General features: G+C 74.0%; 12 protein-coding genes. 8 read left to right on the top strand and 4 right to left on the bottom strand.

The features are described 5' to 3' along the window. Window positions 1–114 precede the first annotated feature (114 nt). The 4 genes from JOE63_RS04325 to JOE63_RS04310 are packed head-to-tail and all read right to left on the bottom strand — an operon-like array spanning window position 115 to window position 4374. Window positions 115–1326 carry a sugar ABC transporter permease gene (locus JOE63_RS04325; protein ID WP_087470896.1) on the bottom strand — a complete coding sequence of 404 codons (1212 nt, stop codon included), beginning with the start codon at window positions 1324–1326 and terminating at the stop codon, window positions 115–117. Further along, complete coding sequence (locus JOE63_RS04320) at window positions 1323–2135, bottom strand: ATP-binding cassette domain-containing protein (protein ID WP_204539437.1); 813 nt, start codon at window positions 2133–2135, stop codon at window positions 1323–1325. Before JOE63_RS04320 ends, JOE63_RS04325 begins: the two co-directional genes overlap by 4 nt. Beyond that, window positions 2132–3259, bottom strand: coding sequence for a substrate-binding domain-containing protein (locus JOE63_RS04315; RefSeq protein ID WP_204539434.1), 1128 nt, complete (start codon window positions 3257–3259; stop codon window positions 2132–2134). The genes JOE63_RS04320 and JOE63_RS04315 overlap by 4 nt, the downstream gene beginning before the upstream one ends. Beyond that, complete coding sequence (locus tag JOE63_RS04310; protein WP_204539431.1) at window positions 3256–4374, bottom strand: ROK family transcriptional regulator; 1119 nt, start codon at window positions 4372–4374, stop codon at window positions 3256–3258. The genes JOE63_RS04315 and JOE63_RS04310 overlap by 4 nt, the downstream gene beginning before the upstream one ends. A 374-nt stretch (window positions 4375–4748) precedes the next feature. Here JOE63_RS04310 and JOE63_RS04305 point away from each other — a divergent pair, with 374 nt between their 5' ends. The 8 genes from JOE63_RS04305 to JOE63_RS04270 all read left to right on the top strand — a co-directional run bounded on the left by JOE63_RS04305 (window position 4749) and on the right by JOE63_RS04270 (window position 19896). Next, window positions 4749–6047 (top strand): ABC transporter substrate-binding protein, encoded by a 1299-nt coding sequence (locus JOE63_RS04305; RefSeq protein WP_204539428.1) that lies wholly within the window; start codon window positions 4749–4751, stop codon window positions 6045–6047. 141 nt (window positions 6048–6188) lie between these two features. After that, on the top strand, window positions 6189–7091 hold the full coding sequence (locus JOE63_RS04300) for a carbohydrate ABC transporter permease (protein WP_087470892.1): 903 nt from the start codon (window positions 6189–6191) through the stop codon (window positions 7089–7091). Beyond that, on the top strand, window positions 7088–7990 hold the full coding sequence (locus JOE63_RS04295; protein ID WP_087470891.1) for a carbohydrate ABC transporter permease: 903 nt from the start codon (window positions 7088–7090) through the stop codon (window positions 7988–7990). The genes JOE63_RS04300 and JOE63_RS04295 overlap by 4 nt, the downstream gene beginning before the upstream one ends. A 201-nt stretch (window positions 7991–8191) precedes the next feature. Next, on the top strand, window positions 8192–11911 hold the full coding sequence (locus JOE63_RS04290) for a glycoside hydrolase family 97 catalytic domain-containing protein (RefSeq protein WP_239577164.1): 3720 nt from the start codon (window positions 8192–8194) through the stop codon (window positions 11909–11911). Between the two features lie 331 nt (window positions 11912–12242). Beyond that, window positions 12243–16217 carry a discoidin domain-containing protein gene (locus JOE63_RS04285; RefSeq protein ID WP_087470889.1) on the top strand — a complete coding sequence of 1325 codons (3975 nt, stop codon included), beginning with the start codon at window positions 12243–12245 and terminating at the stop codon, window positions 16215–16217. Window positions 16218–16412: 195 nt separating this feature from the next. Next, entirely contained in the window at window positions 16413–17945 is a 1533-nt protein-coding gene (locus JOE63_RS04280; protein WP_307839926.1) for an efflux RND transporter periplasmic adaptor subunit, read from the top strand. Continuing rightward, window positions 17942–18682 carry an ABC transporter ATP-binding protein gene (locus tag JOE63_RS04275; protein WP_204539422.1) on the top strand — a complete coding sequence of 247 codons (741 nt, stop codon included), beginning with the start codon at window positions 17942–17944 and terminating at the stop codon, window positions 18680–18682. The genes JOE63_RS04280 and JOE63_RS04275 overlap by 4 nt, the downstream gene beginning before the upstream one ends. Continuing rightward, complete coding sequence (locus tag JOE63_RS04270) at window positions 18679–19896, top strand: ABC transporter permease (RefSeq protein WP_204539419.1); 1218 nt, start codon at window positions 18679–18681, stop codon at window positions 19894–19896. The genes JOE63_RS04275 and JOE63_RS04270 overlap by 4 nt, the downstream gene beginning before the upstream one ends. The last annotated feature ends 37 nt before the right edge of the window (window positions 19897–19933 follow it).

Raw genomic sequence — 19933 nt, 5'->3', positions numbered from 1 at the left:
CCGCGTGCGGGCGCGCCGCCGCCTCCGTCGCGGTGTCCGTCCCGGCGCCCGGCGCCGTGGCGGCACTCCCGCCCGGTGGGAGCGTGCCCGTGCTCTCCCCCTGCATCACCATCATCAGACCTCCCGTCGACCGCGGATGAGCATGTCGACGACGATAGCGAGCAGGAGCACCGCTCCGGTCACGATGTACCGCGTCGCCGTGTCGAGATTGAGCAGCGTGAGGCCGTTGGCGATCGACTGGATGACCAGCACGCCGAGCAGCGCGGACCACGCGCTCCCGCGCCCGCCGAACAGGCTCGTGCCGCCGATGACCGCCGCGGCGATCGCCGTGAGGTAGGTGTCGGCGGCGCCGGTGCCCTGGTTCGCGGCGGCGAGGCGCCCGGCCGCGAGGATGCCTCCGAGCGCGGCGAACGTGGAGCAGGCGACGAAGCACGAGACGACGGTCCGCCGCACCGCGACGCCCGCGAGGAGCGCGGAGCGCCGGTTCCCGCCGACGGCGCGCACCGACCGGCCCCACCGGGTGCGGCGCAGGAGGACGTCCACCACCACGACGAGCGCGACGAACAGCACGACCGTGTAGCCGATCCCGCGCGCGGTCCCCAGGTAGGCGACCGTGCCGACGAGGACCGCGGCGAGGACGGCGGTGCGGATCGCGATCCGGCCCAGCCCCGGGCTCGGCAGCTCCGCGCGCACGCGGCGCAGGTGGTCGACGACGCGCAGCCCGGCGTACCCGGCCACGACCACGACCACGAGCCCCCAGGCGGCGGCCGGAGCGAGGAAGCCCTGTTGCACGGTGCGCACGAGCCAGGACTCGAACGGGATGTTGATCGAGCCCGTCGGGCCCAGCACCCGGAGCTGCACGCCCGCGAGGACGAGCAGCCCGGCCAGGGTGAAGACGAACGACGCGAGCCCGAGGCGCGTGGACAGCAGCCCGTACCCGAGGCCGACCACGACGCCCACCGCGAGCGCCGCGAGGATCGCGAGCCCGACGGGCCAGTCCAGGTTGACGGTCCCGACCGCCAGCACCGCCGCGGCGAGCCCGCTCACGGAGCCGACCGACAGGTCGATCTGGCCGACGAGCAGCACGAGGACGACCCCGAGCGCGATGATCCCCGTGGGCGCGCTCTGGAGCGTGAGGTTGACGAGGTTCTCCGCCGAGAGGAACGCGGGGTTGATCGCGCCGAGCACGACCCAGATGAGCAGCAGCGCGCCGACGATCGGGAGCATGCCGAGGTGGGCGCCGCGCAGCTGCCGGACGACGCTGCCGGACAGCGCGCCGGTGGAGCGGTCGAGCGCCGCGCCGGAGGTGCGGCCGGGGACGCTCATCGGTGCACCGCCCCGGTGCCGCCGGAGCGCCGCTCGCGCCCCGGGTCGGTCGACGGCCGCGACGGGCCGCCCGGCCGCGCGGGCCGGACCGCTCCGGTCATCGCGGCGAGCAGGTCCTCGTAGGACGTGTCGCCTGCGAACTCGCCGTGCACGCGCCCGAGCCGCAGCACGAGGATGCGGTCCGCGACGGCCTGCAGGTCGCCCGCCTGGTGGCTGATGAGCACGACGGCGTGGCCGCGCTCGCGCAGCTTCTCGATGAGGTTGAGCACCTCGGCCGTCTGCCGGACCCCGAGGGCCGCCGTCGGCTCGTCGAGGACGAGCACGCGCGGCGCGCCGAGCAGCGCCCGCGCCACGGCGACCACCTGGCGCTGCCCGCCGGACAGGGTGCGCACGGGCTGACGCACGGACGGGACGGTCGCGGCGAGCTGGTCGAGCAGCCCCCACGCCTCGCGCTCCATGGCGATCTCGTCGAGGAACGGGCCGCGCAGCGTCTCCTGCCCGAGGAACACGTTCTCGACGACGTCGAGGTCGTCCACCAGGGCGAGCTGCTGGAACACCGCCGCGATGCCGTGCGCGCGCGCCGCCGCGGGCGAGTCGAGGACGACGGGCGCGCCGTCGAGCAGGACCTCGCCCGCGTCGGGCCGGAACGCGCCCGCGACGACGCCCGCGAGGGTCGACTTGCCGGCCCCGTTGTCACCCACGACGGCGAGCACCTCGTGCTCGCGCACGTCGACGTCCACGTCGACGAGCGCGCGGACGCCACCGAAGTTCTTGGAGACCCCGCGCAGGGACAGGACGGGCGCGCTCACGGGGCGGCCTCCAGGAGTCCCGCCTCGACGCACGCGTCGACGTAGTACGGGGTGCAGATCTCGTCGACCGTGTAGACGCCGCCGTCGACGATGACGCGCTGCACGTCGTCGATCCCGACCGCGCGCGGCGCGAGGAGGAGGCTCGGGACGCCGTCGATGCTCGCGGTCGCGCGCGGGTCCTCGCCGCGCAGCACGCGGACGGCGAGCTCGGCGGCGGTGCGGGCCTGCTGGGCGGTCGCCTTGTAGACGGTCATGTACTGGTCGCCGGAGACGATGCGCTGGATCGCCGCGAGCTCGCCGTCCTGGCCCGTGGTGGGCGGGACGGGGTCGAGGCCCGCGGCCTTCATCGCGGCGATCGCGCCGCCCGCGATGCCGTCGCTCGCCGCGAAGACGCCGTCGACGCGGCCGGTGTACTGCGTGAGCTGCCCCTCGACCCACTCGGTCGCCTTGTCGGGGCTCCAGTCGGGGGTGTCGTACTCGGCGAGCACGTCGATGTCCTCTCCCTCGAGCGCGCGGTGGGCGCCGGCGGCGAGCTCCGCGGCGTTCGGGTCGGTCGGCGAGCCCTGGACGAGCAGGACGCCCGGCCGCCGGCCCTGCGCCGGCGGGTCCTGCTCGGCGCGGTCGAGGACCGCGCCCACGAGCGCCTCCCCCATGAGGTACCCGATGAGCTCGTTGTCGAACGAGACGTAGTAGTTCGCGCCCTCGACGAAGCGATCGTAGGCGATGACCGGCACCCCGAGCCGCTGCGCCTGGGCGACGATGCTCACCGCGGCGACCGCGTCGACCGCGTCGAGGACGAGCACGTCGGCCCCGCGCGCGAGCATGGACTCGGCCTGCTGCTGCTGGTTCGCGGCGTCCTGGGCGGCGTTGGCGTACAGGACCTCGCACGTGGGGCAGCGGCGCTCGACGACGCCCACGAAGGTCGGGCGGTCGGTGGTCTCGTACCGCGCGGTCTTCGCCTCGGGGAGCAGGAGCCCGATGGTCCCCTCCGACGGCCCCGCCGGCTCGTCGGGCGCCGCGCAGCCGGCGAGCGCGAGCAGCGCGACCACGACGGCCGCGAGCGCCGTCGTCACGACGCCGCGGGCCCGACGGCGCCGGGTCGGCGCGGGGGGTGTCCCGGTCATGCGCTCACCCCCAGCGACCCGCTGACGCGCGCGAGGTCGAGCGCGACGGCGAGCGCCCCGCGCACCTCGGCGGCGGAGCCGAGCTCGGACGCGACGACCTCGACGGGGCCCGCGGTGCTCGGCACGGTGCGCTGCTCGAGCGCCGTGCGCAGCGGGCCGAGCAGGGCCTCGCCCGCCTCGGCGAGCTGCCCGCCGACGACGACGATCTCGGGGTCGACGAGGTTGCACAGGTTGGCGGCCGCGACGCCGAGGTGCTGGCCGGCGTCGAACAGGACGCGCCGGCACCCCGGGTCGCCCTCCTGGGCGCGCGCGATGACGTCGCGCAGGGTGAGGGGGCCGCGGCTCTCGGAGAGCATGGACAGCAGGACGCCGGCGCCGACGTACATCTCGAGGCAGCCGCGGTTGCCGCACCGGCACACCGGGCCGTTCTCGTCGATCGTCACGTGCCCGATCTCGCCCGCGACGCCCGCGCGCCCGTGCACGACCCGCCCCCCGAGGACGAGCCCGCCGCCCACGCCGTGGGAGACGCGCAGGTACGCGACGGCGTCGTGCCCGACGGCGGCCCCGAACCGGGTCTCGGCGAGCGCGCCGAGGTTGGCGTCGTTGTCCACGGTCACGGGCGCGCCGAGCTCGGCCTCCAGCACCTCGGGGACGACGACGCCGTCCCAGCCGCGCATCATGCCGACCGTGGCGATGCGGCCCGCGCGCACGTCGACGGGCGCGGGCACGCCGACGCCCACGGCGAGGAGCTCGTCGGGGGCGGCGTCGACGGACGCGACCATCTCCTCGACGAGCAGGGCGGCGCGCTGCAGCCCGGTGTCGGCACGGTGGTCGGGGGCGAGCGGCATGCGCTGGTCGGCGAGGACGCGCATGGACGCGTCGGCGAGCGCGACGCGCATGGACCGGGTGCCGAAGTGGACGCCGGCGACGAGCCCGAGGTTGCGCGCGAGCGTGACCTGGAGCGCGCGGCGGCCGCTGCGCGTGGACGGCGAGGTGTGCAGCACCCCCGCACCGGTGAGCTCCTTGACGATGTTGGAGACGGTGGCAGGGGACAGCCCGGTGACGCCGGCCAGCTCGATCTGCGTGAGGGAGCCACGCTGCTGGACGGCGCTCACGATCCGAGCTCGGTTGGCCTCACGCAGTGAAGTCTGCGAGCCCGGGGTCACCCGGTCAGCGCGCACGCAGGTCAGGATACCGCCGGGGCACCCCCGTCCAGGTGGGACAGGCCGGGTCGTGGACGCCGAGCCGATCCCCGGAACAAACTGGACAGCGCTGTCACCCTGGGCCAGACTCAGCGGAACCGCAGGTTGCGTGCAGGACCTGACGCGAAGATCACGATTCAGCGACGCTTGCGTTCATTTCTTGACATCAAGCCCGGTCGGGTCGTTGTATGGGCAGCGGGTTCGAGGGCGCGCCGGTGCGCCCGGCCGGTGCGACGTGGTCGTCTCTCCGGTCCCCCAACGACCGAAGAAGGCGTAGGGATATCACGATGCGAATCGATCGCAGGACGAGCGCGACGGTGGCGACGGCCGCCCTCGTGGGTCTCGCACTCGCCGCGTGCAGCGGCGGTGGTTCCGGTGACGGGGGCACCGGCGACGGAGGCGCTTCGGGGGGCGGCGACGAGGTCGAGGTCTTCACCTGGTGGGCCGCTGGCTCCGAGAAGGCGGGTCTCGACGCGCTGGTCGGCGTCTTCAACGAGCAGCACCCCGACGTGGAGTTCATCAACGGCGCGGTCGCCGGCGGCGCCGGCTCGGCCGCGAAGGACCTCCTCCAGTCCCGCCTGCAGGCGCAGGACCCGCCGGACACGTTCCAGGCGCACGCCGGTGCCGAGCTCCAGGACTACATCGACGCCGCGCAGATCGAGGACGTCTCGTCGCTGTACGACGAGTTCGGCCTCAACGACGTCTTCCCGGCCGACCTCGTCGACCGCCTCAAGTCCGACGACGGCGCGATCTACTCGATCCCGTCGAACATCCACCGCGCGAACGTCGTGTGGGCCAACCCGACGGTCCTCGAGGCCAACGGCGTCGACCCGGCCGCGACCTACGCGGACCTGGACGCCTGGATGGCGGACCTCGACAAGCTCAAGGCCGCGGGCGTCACGCCGCTGTCGGTCGCGACGACCTGGACCCAGGTCAACCTGCTCGAGACCGTGCTCCTCGCGGACCTCGGCGCCGAGGGCTACAACGGCCTGTGGGACGGCTCGACCGACTGGGAGGGCGCCGAGGTCACGGCCGCCCTCGAGGACTTCGAGAAGCTCATGAGCTACACCAACACGGACCGTGACGGGCTCGACTGGCCCGAGGCGACCCAGATGGTGATCGACGGCAACGCCGCGTTCAACGTCATGGGCGACTGGGCCGTCGCGGCGTTCGAGGAGCAGGGCAAGACGCTCGGCACCGACTTCACCGCGTTCCCCGTCCCGGGCACGGACGGCGTGTTCGACTTCCTCGCCGACTCGTTCACCCTCCCGGTGGGCGCGCCGCACCCCGACGGCGCCAAGGCGTGGCTCGAGACCGTCGGCTCGCTCGAGGGCCAGGTCGCGTTCAACAAGGCCAAGGGCTCCATCCCGGCGCGCACCGACGCCGACCCGAAGGAGTTCTCGGAGTACCAGCAGACGGCGATCGAGTCGTTCGGCAACGACACGATCGTGTCCTCGCTCGCGCACGGCGCCGCCGCCCCGGTCGCGACGCTGAACGCGATCTCCGACGCGACGAGCAAGTTCACGTCCGGTGGGTCCGACCTCGCGACCTACCAGTCCGAGCTCGCTGCCGCCGCACAGGGCTGACACCGGTCCACCGGAGCCGCCGCGCGTCGTCGGGAACCCTCCCGACGGCGCGCGGCGGAACCGCGTGACCGGAACGCGTCCCCCGGGACGTCGGTCGCCCTCGCGCGCCGCGTCCCCTCCTCACGACCGGGAAGACCCACCATGCTCAAGTCACTGCGACGAGCCGGCCCAGCGCTGCTGATGCTCGCCCCCTCGCTGATCCTCGTCGGCGTGTTCGTGTACGGACTGATCGGCGCGAACTTCACGACGTCGATCACGGACAACCACACCGCCGCGCAGGCCACGGGACAGAAGCCGTCCGTGGTCGTCTGGTTCGAGAACTACTTCGACCTGCTCGGCAGCGAGGCGTTCCAGCACTCGCTGAAGAACCTCGTCCTCTACACGGTGGTGTTCCTCGCGGGGACGCTCGTCATGGGCTTCCTCTGGGCGTGGATGATGGACAAGCCCGTCAAGGGCGAGGGTCTGTTCCGCTCGGTCTACCTGTTCCCCTTCGCCGTGTCGTTCGTCGCCTCCGGCGTCGTGTGGCGCTGGCTCCTCAACTCGAACCAGGACGCGCAGGCGAGCGGCCTGAACCGGCTGTTCCAGATCATCGGGCTCGACTTCCTCCAGAACAACTGGTGGAACAACGTCACCTGGGGCATCACGGCCATCGCCATCCCCGCGATCTGGCAGCTCTCCGGCTACGTCATGGCGCTGTTCCTCGCCGGGTTCCGCGGCATCCCCGACGAGCTGCGCGAGGCCGCCCGCATGGACGGCGCCAGCGAGTGGAAGCTCTACCGCCACGTGCTCTTCCCGCAGCTGTCGCCGGTCGCGCTCTCGGCGCTCATCATCATCGGTCACATGTCGCTCAAGTCGTTCGACCTGATCATGTCGATCTCGAAGCCGGCGAACTACCAGACCAAGGTGCCGGCCGTCGACATGTACGTGTTCAAGTCGAGCTTCGACTACGCGAACGCCGCGGCGGTCGGCTCGATCCTGCTGATCATCGTGGCCGTCGTCATCGTGCCCTACCTGGTCCGCACCAACCGTCAGGAGAAGCGATGACCGACGTCGTAGCCACCTCGGCGCCGGCACCGGACACCGCCGGGCGCCCGATCGACCTGCACCGCACGGTGCCCAAGAACCGGTTCTCCGTGGGTCGCACCCTCAAGTACGCCGCGCTGATCTTCTTCGTGATCATCGTGCTCATCCCGGTCTACGTGCTCCTCGTGACGAGCTTCAAGGGCACCGGCGACGCGTCGCCCGCCCGTGCGTGGTCGCTGCCCCAGGTGTGGACCCTCGAGAACTGGCAGACGGCGTGGACCGCGCTGTCCCCCGCGATCCTGCGCACGCTGCAGATGGTCGTGCCGTCCGCGATCATCGCGGCCTTCCTCGGCTCGCTCAACGGCTTCGTGCTCTCGCGCTGGTCGTTCAAGGGTTCGAACCTCGTCTTCACGCTCATCCTGTTCGGGATGTTCATCCCCTACCAGGCCGTGATGATCCCGCTCAACCAGCTCGTGCTGGACCTGGGCATCCCCAGCGGCGTGCCGTCGCTGATCCTGCTGCACGTCGTGTACGGCATCCCGATCACGACGCTCATCTTCCGCAACTACTACATGACGGTGCCGCACGAGCTCATCGAGGCCGCACGCGTCGACGGCGCCGGGATGTTCCGGACCTACTGGTCGATCATCCTGCCGATCTCGATCCCCAGCTTCGTGGTCGTGCTCATCTGGCAGTTCACCTCGTCGTGGAACGACTTCCTCTTCGCGGTGTTCTTCTCCTCGAGCCAGAACGGCCCGGTCACGCTCGCGCTGAACAACCTCGCGAACGGCGCGCTGCTGCAGAACTACGGCGTGTCCATGGCCGGTGCGCTCTTCGCGTCCCTGCCGACGCTGCTGGTGTACATCATCCTCGGCAAGTACTTCATCGGCGGACTCATGTCCGGCTCGGTCAAGGGCTGACCTCCGGTCGGACCGAGCACGCGGGGGGGGCGGGCGGGACCTGGTCGTACCAGGTCCGGCCCGCCCCTCCGTCGTACCACCACCCACCGCACGACGGCGGTCGCGCACCCCGCGACCGCCGCGCCGCGCGGCGCCCGCGCACCACCGCGGGCTGCCGACGGTCCCCAGGACGACGACGTCTCAAGGAGCCCCGTGTACCGCATGTCGCACGACCCCACCCCGCCCCCACCCACCGCACGACGACGCCGCGGCAGGCTGCTGTCCGGCGCCGCCCTCGCGCTCGCGCTGGTCGCGCCCGTCGGGGCCGCGACCCCGGCGCTCGCCGCACCCGGCGCACCGGCCGCCCTCGCCGCCGCGACGGCCGTCGACCAGATCGACGGGCACGAGGTCTCGTCGCCCGACGGCAGCCTCGACCTCACGGTCGGCGTCGTCGACGGGCGCCTCACCTACGACGTCGTCCGGGACGGCACGACGACCGTCGTCGGTGCGTCCGGCCTCGGCCTGGTGCTGCGCGGACCCGACGTCGACCTCACGTCCGGGATGACCGTCGAGTCCGTCGAGCGCGACGAGGTCGACGAGACGTGGACCCCCGCGTGGGGCACGAGCTCGTCGGTGCGCAACCACGCGAACGAGCTGACCGTGCACGCGCGCCACTCCTCCGGCCTCGCGCTCGACGTCGTGGTCCGGGTGTTCGACGACGGCGTCGGGTTCCGCTACGTCCTGCCCCGCCAGGACGCGCTCGCGGGCGGACCGTTCGTCGTGACCGCGGAGCGGACCGAGTTCGCGCTGCCGGCGGACCTCACCGCGTACTTCATCCGCGCCGGCAAGGACTGGAACGCGGACGAGAAGCACTACAAGGCGGCCCCGGTCGGGGAGGTCCCCGACGCGCAGACGCCCCTCACGCTCTCCCGCGGCGACGACCTGTTCCTCGCCGTCCACGAGGCCGACCTCACGGACTACGCGAGCATGACGCTCGTCCGCGGGGCGACGCCCGGGACCCTGGTGAGCGAGCTCATCGCGCTCCCGGACGGCACCAAGGCGGTGCTCGACGCGCGCGAGAAGGACGTCGTGACGCCCTGGCGCACGGTGCAGGTGGGACGCGCGGCGGGCGACCTCGCCGAGTCGCACCTGGTCCAGAACCTCAACCCGCCGTGCGCGGTCTGCGACGTCGACTCCGACGGCGACGGCACCGCCGACACGACCGACTGGATCGAGGCGGGGACGTACACCGGCGTGTGGTGGGAGCTCCAGCGCCGCGACACGACGTGGACCGCGGGCGCCAAGCACGGCGCGACGACGGCCCGGATCAAGGACTACATCGACCTCGCGGCGGACGCGGGGGCGCGGTACGTGCTCGCCGAGGGCTGGAACACCAACGCCGGGGGCTCCTGGACCAACCAGGACTTCACGACGCCGATGCCCGACGTCGACCTCGACGAGGTGCTGCGCTACGGCGCCGAGAAGGGCGTCGGGTTCGTCGCGCACAACGAGACCCGCGGCTACGTCGACTACTACGACGAGAACCTCGAGCGGATCTTCTCCCAGTACGAGGAGTGGGGGATCCACGCGATCAAGACGGGCTACGCGACCCGCTTCCAGCTCGGCGGCGTCAACCGCAGCCACTACGACCAGGAGGCCGTCAAGCACTACCAGCGCGTCGTCGAGGCGGCGGCGCGGCACGGCATCTCCGTCAACGCGCACGAGGCGATCAAGCCCACGGGCAAGGACCGCACCTGGCCGAACATGATGACCGGTGAAGGCGTCGCGGGCATGGAGCAGCAGAACTACATGGGCGCGAACGGCAACCCGCCGGAGCAGGCGACCATCCTGCCGTTCACGCGCTGGATCGGCGGCCCGGCCGACTACACGCCGGGCGTGCTCGACGTGCTGTGGGACCCGGCGAAGCTCAACACGCGGGTGCAGACGACCACCACCACCCAGCTCGCGCTCTACACGACCTTCTACAGCCCGCTCCAGATGCTCGCGGACACGCCCGAGAACTACGCGAAGCACCCCGAGGCGTTCGAGTACCTGCGCGGGATGCCGGCGACGTGGGACGAGTCGCGCGTGGACGCGCAGATCGGCGACCACGTGACGACCGCCCGCCGCAGCGGCGACGCCTGGTACGTGGGCGTCGTGACCGACGAGGTCGACCGCACGCTCGACGTCCCGCTGGACATGCTCGACGACGGCGTCACGTACGTCGCGGAGGTCTGGGCCGACGCCCAGGACGCGAGCTGGAAGGGCGACCCCACCGCGGTCGAGGTCACGCGGTCCCTCGTGACCTCGGACGACGTCCTCAGCGTGTCGCTCGTCGGGGCGGGCGGGCAGGCGGTCCGGCTCCGGCCCGCCACCGCGGAGGACCTCGCCGGGCTCGCGCCGTACGAGCGCGCCCGCCTCGACCTCGCCGGCGCGCCGGAGGCCACGTTCGACCCGGCCACCGGCACCGTGCGCGTCACGGCCGAGGTCGCCAACGCCGGCACCACGGTCGCCGAGGCGCATCTCGTCCTCGACGGCGAGACCCTCGCGGGCACGACCGCGCGGGTCGGCGGCGGCCAGACCCGAGAGCTCTCGTTCACGCTCGACGCGGCCGACGTGTCCTACGCGGAGCACAACGAGCTCGCGGTCGCCGGGACGGACGGCACGTCGGGCGGGCCCGCCCGGGCGGCGCTCCTGCCGTACCCGGACGGCGCCGCCCTGGAGGCCCTGGTGACCGCCGCTCGCGCGGACGGCGACCTCGACGCCGCGACGGCGGGGCTGCTCTCGACGCGCGTCGGTGCGCTCGTCGCGGCAGCGACCGACGCGGACCTGGGTGCCGCCCAGCGCGCCGCGCAGAGCGTGCGGACGGTCCTGCTCACGCGCTCGACCGAGCAGGTCGGGGGCCCCGCGCTCGCGACGCTCGACGCCGCGGTCGCACCGTGGCTCGGCGAGCGGGTCGGGCTGCCGCGCGTGCTCGCCGACCTGCACGCGGCCGAGGGGGCGGGAGAGCTCACGGAGAGCGACGCCGCCGCCGTCCGCGCACCGCTGGCCGCCGCGGTCCGCGCCGCGACGCGCGACGACGACGCGGCCGTGGGCAGGGCCCTCGCCCGGGCTGCCGGTGCGCTCGCCACCCTGCCTGCCGGGCCAGCCGTCGAGACCTTGGACGGGCTCGTCGCGGCCCAGCGCGAGGAGCTCGTGCTCGAGGCCGAGGCCGGGACGCTGAGCGGGGGCGCGATCACGACGACCGAGCACCCCGGCTACACGGGCACGGGCTTCGTGCGCACCCTCTCCCGCGAGGGTGCGGCCTTCGCCGTGGACGTCGCGGGCGTCGCGCCGGGGACCACCTACGAGGTGAGCTTCCGCTACGCCAACGGCATGGTCGTCGCCCCGCTCGACCGCCAGCTCTCGCTCACGGTCGACGGCGTCTCCTCCGGGCCGGTCCCGTTCCCGAACCTGGGCCAGGACGCCGAGCGGTGGCAGCGCTGGGGCTTCTCGGAGCCGGTCCGCGTGACCGTGGGCGAGGGCACGACGCGCGTCGGCCTGCGCTACGACCGCGGCGACACCGGCAACGTGAACGTCGACCACGTGCGGCTCGTGCCCGACCGCGGGGTCGTCGTCGGGTCGTCCGGCGGCGTCGTCGGCACCACCGCCGACGTGCGCGTGGAGGTGCAGCCGCGGTGCCTGGCCGGCAAGGCGTACGTCGCCCTGCGCGCGCTCAACGGCGAGGACGTCCCGGTCGGGCTCACGCTCGACCTGGCGACCGCGTTCGGCGAGCGCACGGTCTCCGAGGTCGCGCCGGGCGCGTCCGGCTACCAGTCGTTCGCGACGCGGGCGCGGGCCGTCGAGGCGACGACCGCGGTCGTCACCGCGCACGGCGAGCTGGGCGGAGAGCCCGTGGACGCCCGGGTCGCGGTCGACGTGCCCGCCGTCGACTGCGGCTGAGCGGACCGCCCGGTCGGTCGTCACGACGGCCGACCGGGCGAAGTCCGCGGCGCTCCCTTCACTCCCGGGAGAACCCCGCCTATACTCACCTCGACAGCGCTGTCAGGTGACCTCGCGTCACCACGTGCGACGTCGCACCACCGAGAGGAACGCACCGCGTGAGCACCCCCCGCCCCGCCTGAGCAGCGCCCCCCGACCCGCGCGGGGGCGCCGGTCGTCCGACCCTGGACCGGCGCTCCCCGCGCGAACCCGCACCACCCCACCCCGCCCGCACCCGCACCACCCGCCCGAGCACCAGCACCGTTGCCGCTCGACGACGCCCGGAGGCCCCATGACCCGCCCACCCGCCCCGCCACCAGGACGCCGCGCACGACGCCGCGCCACCGCCGCCGTCGCGCTCGCGACGGCCGGAGCCCTGCTGCTCACCCCCGCGGTCGCCCAGGGAGCGCCGTCAGCCTCCTCCCCTGCGGCCGCCACGGCGGGGGTCGACGCCGCGCCCGCGTTCGGTGCCCCCGACGCGACGGCCGCCGACTACTACGGCGCGCTGCTGCGCCACACCCGCTGGGTCGAGACCGTCTGGGACTCGTCGGCCGGGGTGTACCAGCTCAAGGACTTCAACTTCGCCGTCGTGCTGGGCAACGCCGTGCTCCTGACCCACGGCGAGTACGACGCCGAGCTCGCGGGCATCCCCGAGGAGACGCTCCGCGCGCACACGCTCGCCACGATCCGCCACTACGCCGCGAGCAACCGGTTCGTCGACCCGGCGGGCACCTGGGGCAAGAAGCTGTTCTGGGACTCGACGTTCCAGTCGTACTTCCTCGCGGCGGGGACCCTGCTGTGGGACGAGCTCGACGCGACGACGCAGGCGAACCTCACGACCATCGCGACGGGCCAGTCGAAGTACACGGCCGACCTCGACTTCGGCAAGGACCCGCTGTCGGGCTCCTGGACCGCCGACTGGCCCACGGGCAAGCACGAGGGCGACACCGCGCAGGAGGAGGTCGGCGTCTACACGCAGGCGCTCGCCCCCGGCCTCGCGTGGGCGCCCGACGACCCCGACGCGGCGCGCTGGGCCGAGCAGCTCGGCGACTGGGGTCGCAACGCCGCGGGCCAGCCGACGGCCGACCAGAACAACCCGGCCGTCGTCGCGGGCAAGGCCGTGTCGACGAACACCATGCAGACCATCCACGACACGTACCTCGTGGAGAACCACGGGTCGTTCGGCCCGCACTACCAGTCCGACATCTGGCGGTCCGGCGGGCGCAACGCGATCCACTTCCTGCTCCGCGACGAGCCGCTGCCGGAGATCCTCACGCACCAGCCGAACTCGGCGGAGCTGTGGGAGTCGATCAAGCTCGTCATGTCCGACGCGGGCGAGCCGTTCATGCCGATGGTCGCCGACCGCGAGTACCTCTACGGACGCGACGCGATCCCCATGGCGTTCCTCGGCCAGGTGCTGCGCGACCCCGACGCCGCGCGCGCCGAGGCCAACCTCGCGGCCGCGCTCGCGGACTACCAGTCGTACGCCCCGGTGTACCGGCTCGCGAAGTTCTCGGGCGAGCCCAAGTACGAGCCCGAGGCGCGCGCGGAGATCGCCATCTCCTACCTGCTGCACGTCGAGGCCGCCGAGTCGCCCGAGGGCTCTGTCGAGCCGACGCCGCAGGACGAGTTCTTCGAGCGCCTCGCCGGGGTGCGCGACTTCGGCGCCGGCCCCGGGCTGACGGTCCAGCAGTCCGCGGACGCCTGGGCCGCGGCGTCGAGCCGCAAGGGCTTCGTGAAGTTCCCCTGGGTCCCGGGGCACGACTCGTGGCTCTTCCACGTCTCGGGCTCGACCCCGTACCTCTACCCCAGCACCGGCGCGACCGTCGACGAGCGGCACGTGACGACGTACACCGGGCCGCGCGACGGCTTCGAGGGCACGTCGTCGGTGTTCCGGGTCGGCAGCGGGTACGCGGGCCAGGTCACGCTCCCGACCGGGGCCGCCGTCTACGCGTCGACCGGCGCGGGCACGGAGGACGCGAGCCTGTCCGTCCGCAACCTCGACATGAACGGCTACTCCGGGCTCGACGGGTCGCGCACCTACACGACCGCCGAGGGCGAGACCACCGCGACGCTCCCGGTCACCCGGCCGGCAGACCCCGCGGACGCCAAGGCGGCGCGCGTCGACGACCTCACGTTCGCGCCCGTCACGGCGCGGTACGTGCGGCTCCTCGGGCAGCAGGGCCACCCGCAGTACGGCTACTCGATGTTCGCGTTCCACGCCTACGGCGCGGACGAGGGGTCGGCGACCGACCTCGCGGCCGGCAAGGTCGCGACGGCGTCGAGCGAGGACGTCGGGGGCGGCCGGCAGGCCGCGCGCGTCACGGACGGCAACCCGTCGACCCGCTGGGCCGTCGCGGTCGGCGAGCGCACCCGCCCCGACTCGTGGATCCAGGTGGACCTCGGCGAGGAGACCACCGTCGGCGGCGTGCGGTTCGCGTGGGAGGCGAGCGCGGGCGCGCGCTACCTCGTCCAGACGTCGACCGACGGCCAGACCTGGACCACGGCGACCGCCTACGGCAAGGCCCCGGCGGACGTGAACGTGGCCCGCCTCGACACCGTCGACCTCACGCCCGAGGGCGCGGACGCGCCCGCGCCGGTCACCACGCGCTACGTCCGCATGCAGGGCGTGCGCGGCGACGCGGCCTACGGCTACTCGCTCTACCACCTGCGCGCGTTCTCCCCGACCGGGTCGGACGTCGCGGCGGGCAAGCCCGCCACGGCGTCGAGCGCCAACGGCTCGAACCCGGCCGGTGCCGTCACCGACGGCTCGGCCACGACCCGCTGGGCGGTGTCGGTCGCGGACCGCACGAAGCCCGACTCGTGGGTCCAGGTCGACCTCGGCGCACCCACCGCGGTGAGCCAGGTCCAGCTCGGCTGGGAGGTCGCCGCGGGCCAGGAGTACCGCGTGCAGACGTCGCTCGACGGGCAGTCGTGGCACGACGCCGCGTCGTTCCGGTACACGGGCGACCAGGTGCTGAGCAGCGACGGCGACTGGCTCAACGTCGAGGGCGAGGCCGGGTTCGTCGTGCGCGGCTCCGACGCGCCGGTGACCGTGTCGCGCGCGACCGACACGCGCCACGTCGTCCGGCTCACGGACGGCGCGACCGGTCCCCGGCTCGTCGAGATGGTCCCGGGCGACGCCACGGCGACCGCCGCCCAGGCCGGGGCCCGCGTGCCGACGTCCGAGGACCCCGCGGTGCTCGTGAGCGCCGTCGACGGCTACGTCGTGGCGTTCAACCTCACGGGCGCGGACGTCACGACGACGCTCACCGTCCCGCACGACGGCGGCGCCGTCCCGGTGTACGCCGGCACGCAGACCGTCGGGGCGGACGCCTCGACGCTCGCCGTCACCGTCCCCGCCGGCGACGCGGTCGTCCTCGCGCCCCGCGCGACGGTCGCCGCGCACGGCGGAGCGACCCCGGTCGGGGTCACCGTCGCCGTCGACGACGCCCGCTCGTTCCGCGTGAGCGGCGGCGGGGCGCCGGTCGAGCTGCGTCACGCCGAGACGGGCGCGACCCGCACGGTCGGGGCGACGGCGTCGGGCACGCGCGTCACGTTCCGGGACGCGACGCCGTTCCCGGTCGCGGACCGCGCGCTGAGCACCCTCACGTTCCCCGCGTCGGTGCTGCCCGAGGGCATGACGTCACCGTCGCTCGCCGTGGACGGCGACGCCGCCACGGCGTGGGTCCCCGGACCGGACGGCCGCATGGTCACCGACCTGGGCGCCCCGCGCGAGATCGGCACCGTCGTCGCCGCGTGGGAGCGCGGCGGGGCGCCGGAGTCGGTCGTCTCCGTGAGCGACGACGGCCTGACGTTCACCGACGTCGGCACCCTCGGCGCGGGCGACGTGCGCGGCACGCTCGCCGTCGACCGCACGGCCCGGTACGTCGCGCTGAGCACGGCGTGGGCCGACGGCGACCCGGGGCTCACCGCGCTGCGCGTGCTCGCGCCCGGCGCGGCCGACCCGTCGTCGCCCGCACGCGTGGCGGTCACCGCGACGGCCGAGGTCCGGTGCCTCGGCGGCAAGCCGTACGTCGCGGTGCGGGTCGTGAACGACGACGACGCGCGCCTCGACGTCGAGGTCGCCACGCCGTGGGGCTCGAAGAGCTTCCCGTCCGTGGCTCCCGGGAAGAACGCGTACCAGTCGTTCGCCGTCCGCGGCGACGCCGACGGCGAGGTGACGGTCACGGCCGCGCCGTCGGACGCCGCCGACGAGCGCGAGACCGTCGCGACGCCGGAGCACGGCCAGCCGGCCTGCGGCTGACCCGCGGCTGACCACGCCGAACCCGGGGTCGCTCCCCGATCCACCTCCGGATCGGGGAGCGACCCCGGGTTCGGTGCGTCCGGGCCGTGCGCTCATAGCCTGCGCACAGCCACGCGCTACGTTCGCCCCAACCTGCCTCCCTAGCCTCCCGATCGACCGCCGCCGCCCGGGCGGCACCGAGCCAGGGAGACGAGGGTGCTGCAGCAACGCACACGGTCGTCAGCGACCGCACCGACGGGAACCTCCCCCGACGACCCGCCCGGCCCCACGACGGGCACCTCGACGGGCACCGCGACGGGCACAGACCCCGGGCCAGGGGACGGTCCCGGCGACGGCACGACGTCCGACGGGGCGTCACCGGGCACCGGCGCCACGCGCCGCGAGCGCCTCGCGCGTCGCCTCCGCGGCCCGCGCCCGCGCCGTCGTGCGCTCGTCGTCGGCGCGGTCGCCGTCGTCCTCGTCGCCGCGCTCGTCGTGTACCTCACGGTCCTGCGGCCCCGCGCGTCGTCGGCCCAGGAGGCGGGCGCCGCGCAGCCCGTCACCGCGCAGGCGACCACGGCCACGTTCGAGCAGACCGTGACGACGACCGGCACGCTCACGCCGAGCGTGCAGGAGGACGTGTCGTTCGCGGCGGCGGGCACCGTGCAGACGGTCGAGGTCGCCGCGGGCGACACGGTCGAGGCGGGCCAGACGCTCGCCACCATCGACACCCTCCAGCTCGACGCGGCGCTCGCGCAGGCGAACGCCGACCTCGCGCAGGCGCAGGCCGACCTCGCCGACGCGCAGGAGTCGGACGACGGCAGCGACGCCGCCGGGGCAGCGGTCGAGGCGCGCGAGTCCGCCGTCGCGGTCGCGCAGCAGGCGTACGACGACGCCGCGGCGGCGATGGCCGACGCGACCCTCACCGCGCCGGCGGCCGGGCTCGTGACGTCGGTCGGCGTCGCCGTCGGGGACACCGTCGGCTCGTCGTCGGGCTCGTCCGGCGCGACGGGGTCGGGCTCGCAGGGCGGCACCGGCACCGCGCCCGGTGGGTCGACCGGGACCGCGGGCACCGGTTCCTCGTCCGGTGCGTCGTCCAGCGCCTCGGGCACCGCCGCGTTCACGATCGTCGGGACCGACGCGTGGACGGTCGACGTGAGCGTGGGCGAGGCCGACGTCGCGGCGATCGAGACGGGCGACCAGGTCGAGATGACCTCGGACGACCTCGCCGACACCGTGTTCGGCACGGTGAGCGAGATCGGCCGCCTGCCGTCCACGACCCAGGGCGCTGTCGCGTACCCGGTCTCGGTCGTGGTCACCGGCAGCCCCGAGGGCTTGTACGACGGCGTGAGCGTCGACGTCTCGATCGTCACCGAGCGCCGCACCGACGTGCTCTCCGTCCACGCCGCCGCGGTCTCGACGAACGACGACGGCGCGTCCGTGGTCACGCTCGTGGCCGACGACGGCTCCACGTCCGAGCAGGTCGTCGAGACGGGCGAGACGTCGGGCCAGTCCGTCGAGATCGTCTCGGGTCTCGCCGAGGGGGACACCGTCCAGTACACGGCGTTCACGCCCGGCGCGGGCCGGGGGCAGGTCGGCGAGCAGGGCGGCACCGGCGGGCAGGGGTTCCCCGAGGGCTTCGACCCGTCGCAGCTTCCGAGGGGCGGGCAGGGCGGCGGACAGGGATTCCCCGAGGGGTTCGACCCCTCCCAGCTGGGCGCCCGCCCCGGCCAGGGCGGGAACTCGTGACCGCGGCGACGACCGCCGTCGGGCCCGCGAACCCGGCCGCGGACACCACGCCGGTCATCGACCTGCGCGACGCGCGCAAGACCTACCGCACGGGCGACCTCGAGTTCGAGGCGCTGCGCGGCGTCGACCTGCGGATCGAGCGCGGCGAGTACGTGGCGATCGTCGGGCCGTCGGGCTCGGGCAAGTCGACGCTCATGAACGTGCTCGGCTGCCTCGACACGCTCACCTCGGGCACGTACCGGCTCGCGGGCGACGACGTCGCGGACATGGACGAGACGGACCTCGCGAGCGTGCGCAACGAGCAGATCGGGTTCGTGTTCCAGCAGTTCAACCTGCTGCCGTCGCTGTCGGCGCTGCGCAACGTCGAGCTCCCGCTCGTGTACCGGGGCGTCGCCCCGGCGGAGCGCCGCGACCGGGCCGCGGAGGCGCTCGCGCGCGTCGGGCTCGCGGACCGCACCGCGCACCGCCCCGGCCAGCTCTCGGGCGGTCAGCAGCAGCGCGTCGCCGTCGCGCGGGCGCTCGTCGGCGAGCCCGCGCTCGTCCTCGCCGACGAGCCGACGGGCAACCTCGACTCGCGCTCGACAGCGGACGTGCTGGACCTCCTCGACGCGCTGCACGCGCAGGGCCGCACGATCGTCCTCATCACGCACGAGCACGAGGTCGCGCAGCGGTCCCGGCGGGTCGTGCGCGTGCTCGACGGCCTCGTGACGTCGGACGAGCGGGTGGTCGCGGCATGAGCTGGACGGAGACCGCCGCCACGGCGTGGCACGCGATCCGCGCGCACACGATGCGCTCGCTGCTCACGGTGCTCGGCATCCTCATCGGGATCGCCGCGGTGATCCTCACGGTCGGGCTCGGGCTGGGGACGCAGAAGGACGTGTCCGAGGACATCAGCGCGCTCGGGTCGAACCTGCTCATCGTCACCCCCGGGTCGTCCACGGACTCCGCGGGGATCCGAGGCGGGTTCGGCTCCGCCTCGACGCTCACCGTCGCCGACGCCGAGGCCCTCGCCTCGCAGGTCGCGGTGCCCGACGTCGCCGCCGTCACCGCGGAGAAGGAGTCGTCGCAGTCGCTCGAGGCGGGCGACGCCAACTGGACCACGACCGTCGCGGGCGTCACGGGCGACTGGCTCGAGGTGCGCTCGCGCGAGCTCGCGTCCGGGGAGTTCGTCGACCCCGCGTCGACCGACGAGGTCGTCCTGGGTCCGGAGACGGCGACCGAGCTGTTCGGCCGGGCGGACGTCGTCGGCCGCACGGTGAGCATCGCCGGGACGACGTTCGACGTCGTCGGCGTGCTCGAGGCGGCCGGGTCGAGCGCGTCGACCAACCTCGACGACACGGCCGTGATGTCCCTGACGGCGATGACGTCGGCGGTCACGGGCGGGACCGACACCTCGGTCAGCACCATCTACCTCAAGGCGACCGACACCGACGCGATCTCCGCCGCGTACCAGGAGGCCCAGTCCCTGCTCCTCGCGCTGCACGGCGCGAGCAGCGCGGACGCGGCCGACTTCACGATCGACTCCCAGGACTCGCTCGTGTCCACCGCGACGTCGGTCTACCGCACCCTCACCGTCCTGCTCGCCGGGGTCGCGGGGCTGTCCCTGCTCGTCGGCGGCATCGGCGTCATGAACATCATGCTCGTCTCCGTCACCGAGCGGACGCGCGAGATCGGCCTGCGCAAGGCGCTCGGCGCCCCGCCCGGCGCGATCCGCCGCCAGTTCCTCACCGAGGCGTCGATCCTCGGCGTCACCGGCGGGCTCGTCGGCGCGCTCCTCGGCGTCGTCGCCGCGCTCACGCTCCCCGCCGCGCTGGGGTCGTCGATCGTCGTCTCACCCCTGGCGGTCGGCGGCTCGATCGCCGTCGCGCTCGCCATCGGGCTCGTGTTCGGCGTCTACCCCGCCGTGCGCGCCGCGCGCCTCGCGCCCATCGACGCGCTGCGCAGCGAGTGACCGCCCGCCCGCAGCGCCCCACCTTCCCGAACCGGAG

Origin of the sequence: Cellulosimicrobium cellulans (genome assembly GCF_016907755.1) — a bacterium.
GTDB classification, from domain to species: Bacteria; Actinomycetota; Actinomycetes; order Actinomycetales; family Cellulomonadaceae; genus Cellulosimicrobium; species Cellulosimicrobium cellulans_D.
Note: the sequence above shows the minus strand (reverse complement) of the source record. Positions and strands in the feature narration are given on the sequence as shown.

Bases quoted from the DNA above. Each gene is read 5' to 3' on its own strand.
- JOE63_RS04290 (WP_239577164.1), top strand. From the start codon at position 8,192: ATGTCGCACGACCCCACCCCGCCCCCACCCACCGCACGACGACGCCGC.
- JOE63_RS04270 (WP_204539419.1), top strand. From the start codon at position 18,679: ATGAGCTGGACGGAGACCGCCGCCACGGCGTGGCACGCGATCCGCGCG.
- JOE63_RS04285 (WP_087470889.1), top strand. From the start codon at position 12,243: ATGACCCGCCCACCCGCCCCGCCACCAGGACGCCGCGCACGACGCCGC.
- JOE63_RS04295 (WP_087470891.1), top strand. From the start codon at position 7,088: ATGACCGACGTCGTAGCCACCTCGGCGCCGGCACCGGACACCGCCGGG.
- JOE63_RS04305 (WP_204539428.1), top strand. From the start codon at position 4,749: ATGCGAATCGATCGCAGGACGAGCGCGACGGTGGCGACGGCCGCCCTC.
- JOE63_RS04315 (WP_204539434.1), bottom strand. From the start codon at position 3,259: ATGACCGGGACACCCCCCGCGCCGACCCGGCGCCGTCGGGCCCGCGGC.
- JOE63_RS04325 (WP_087470896.1), bottom strand. From the start codon at position 1,326: ATGAGCGTCCCCGGCCGCACCTCCGGCGCGGCGCTCGACCGCTCCACC.
- JOE63_RS04300 (WP_087470892.1), top strand. From the start codon at position 6,189: ATGCTCAAGTCACTGCGACGAGCCGGCCCAGCGCTGCTGATGCTCGCC.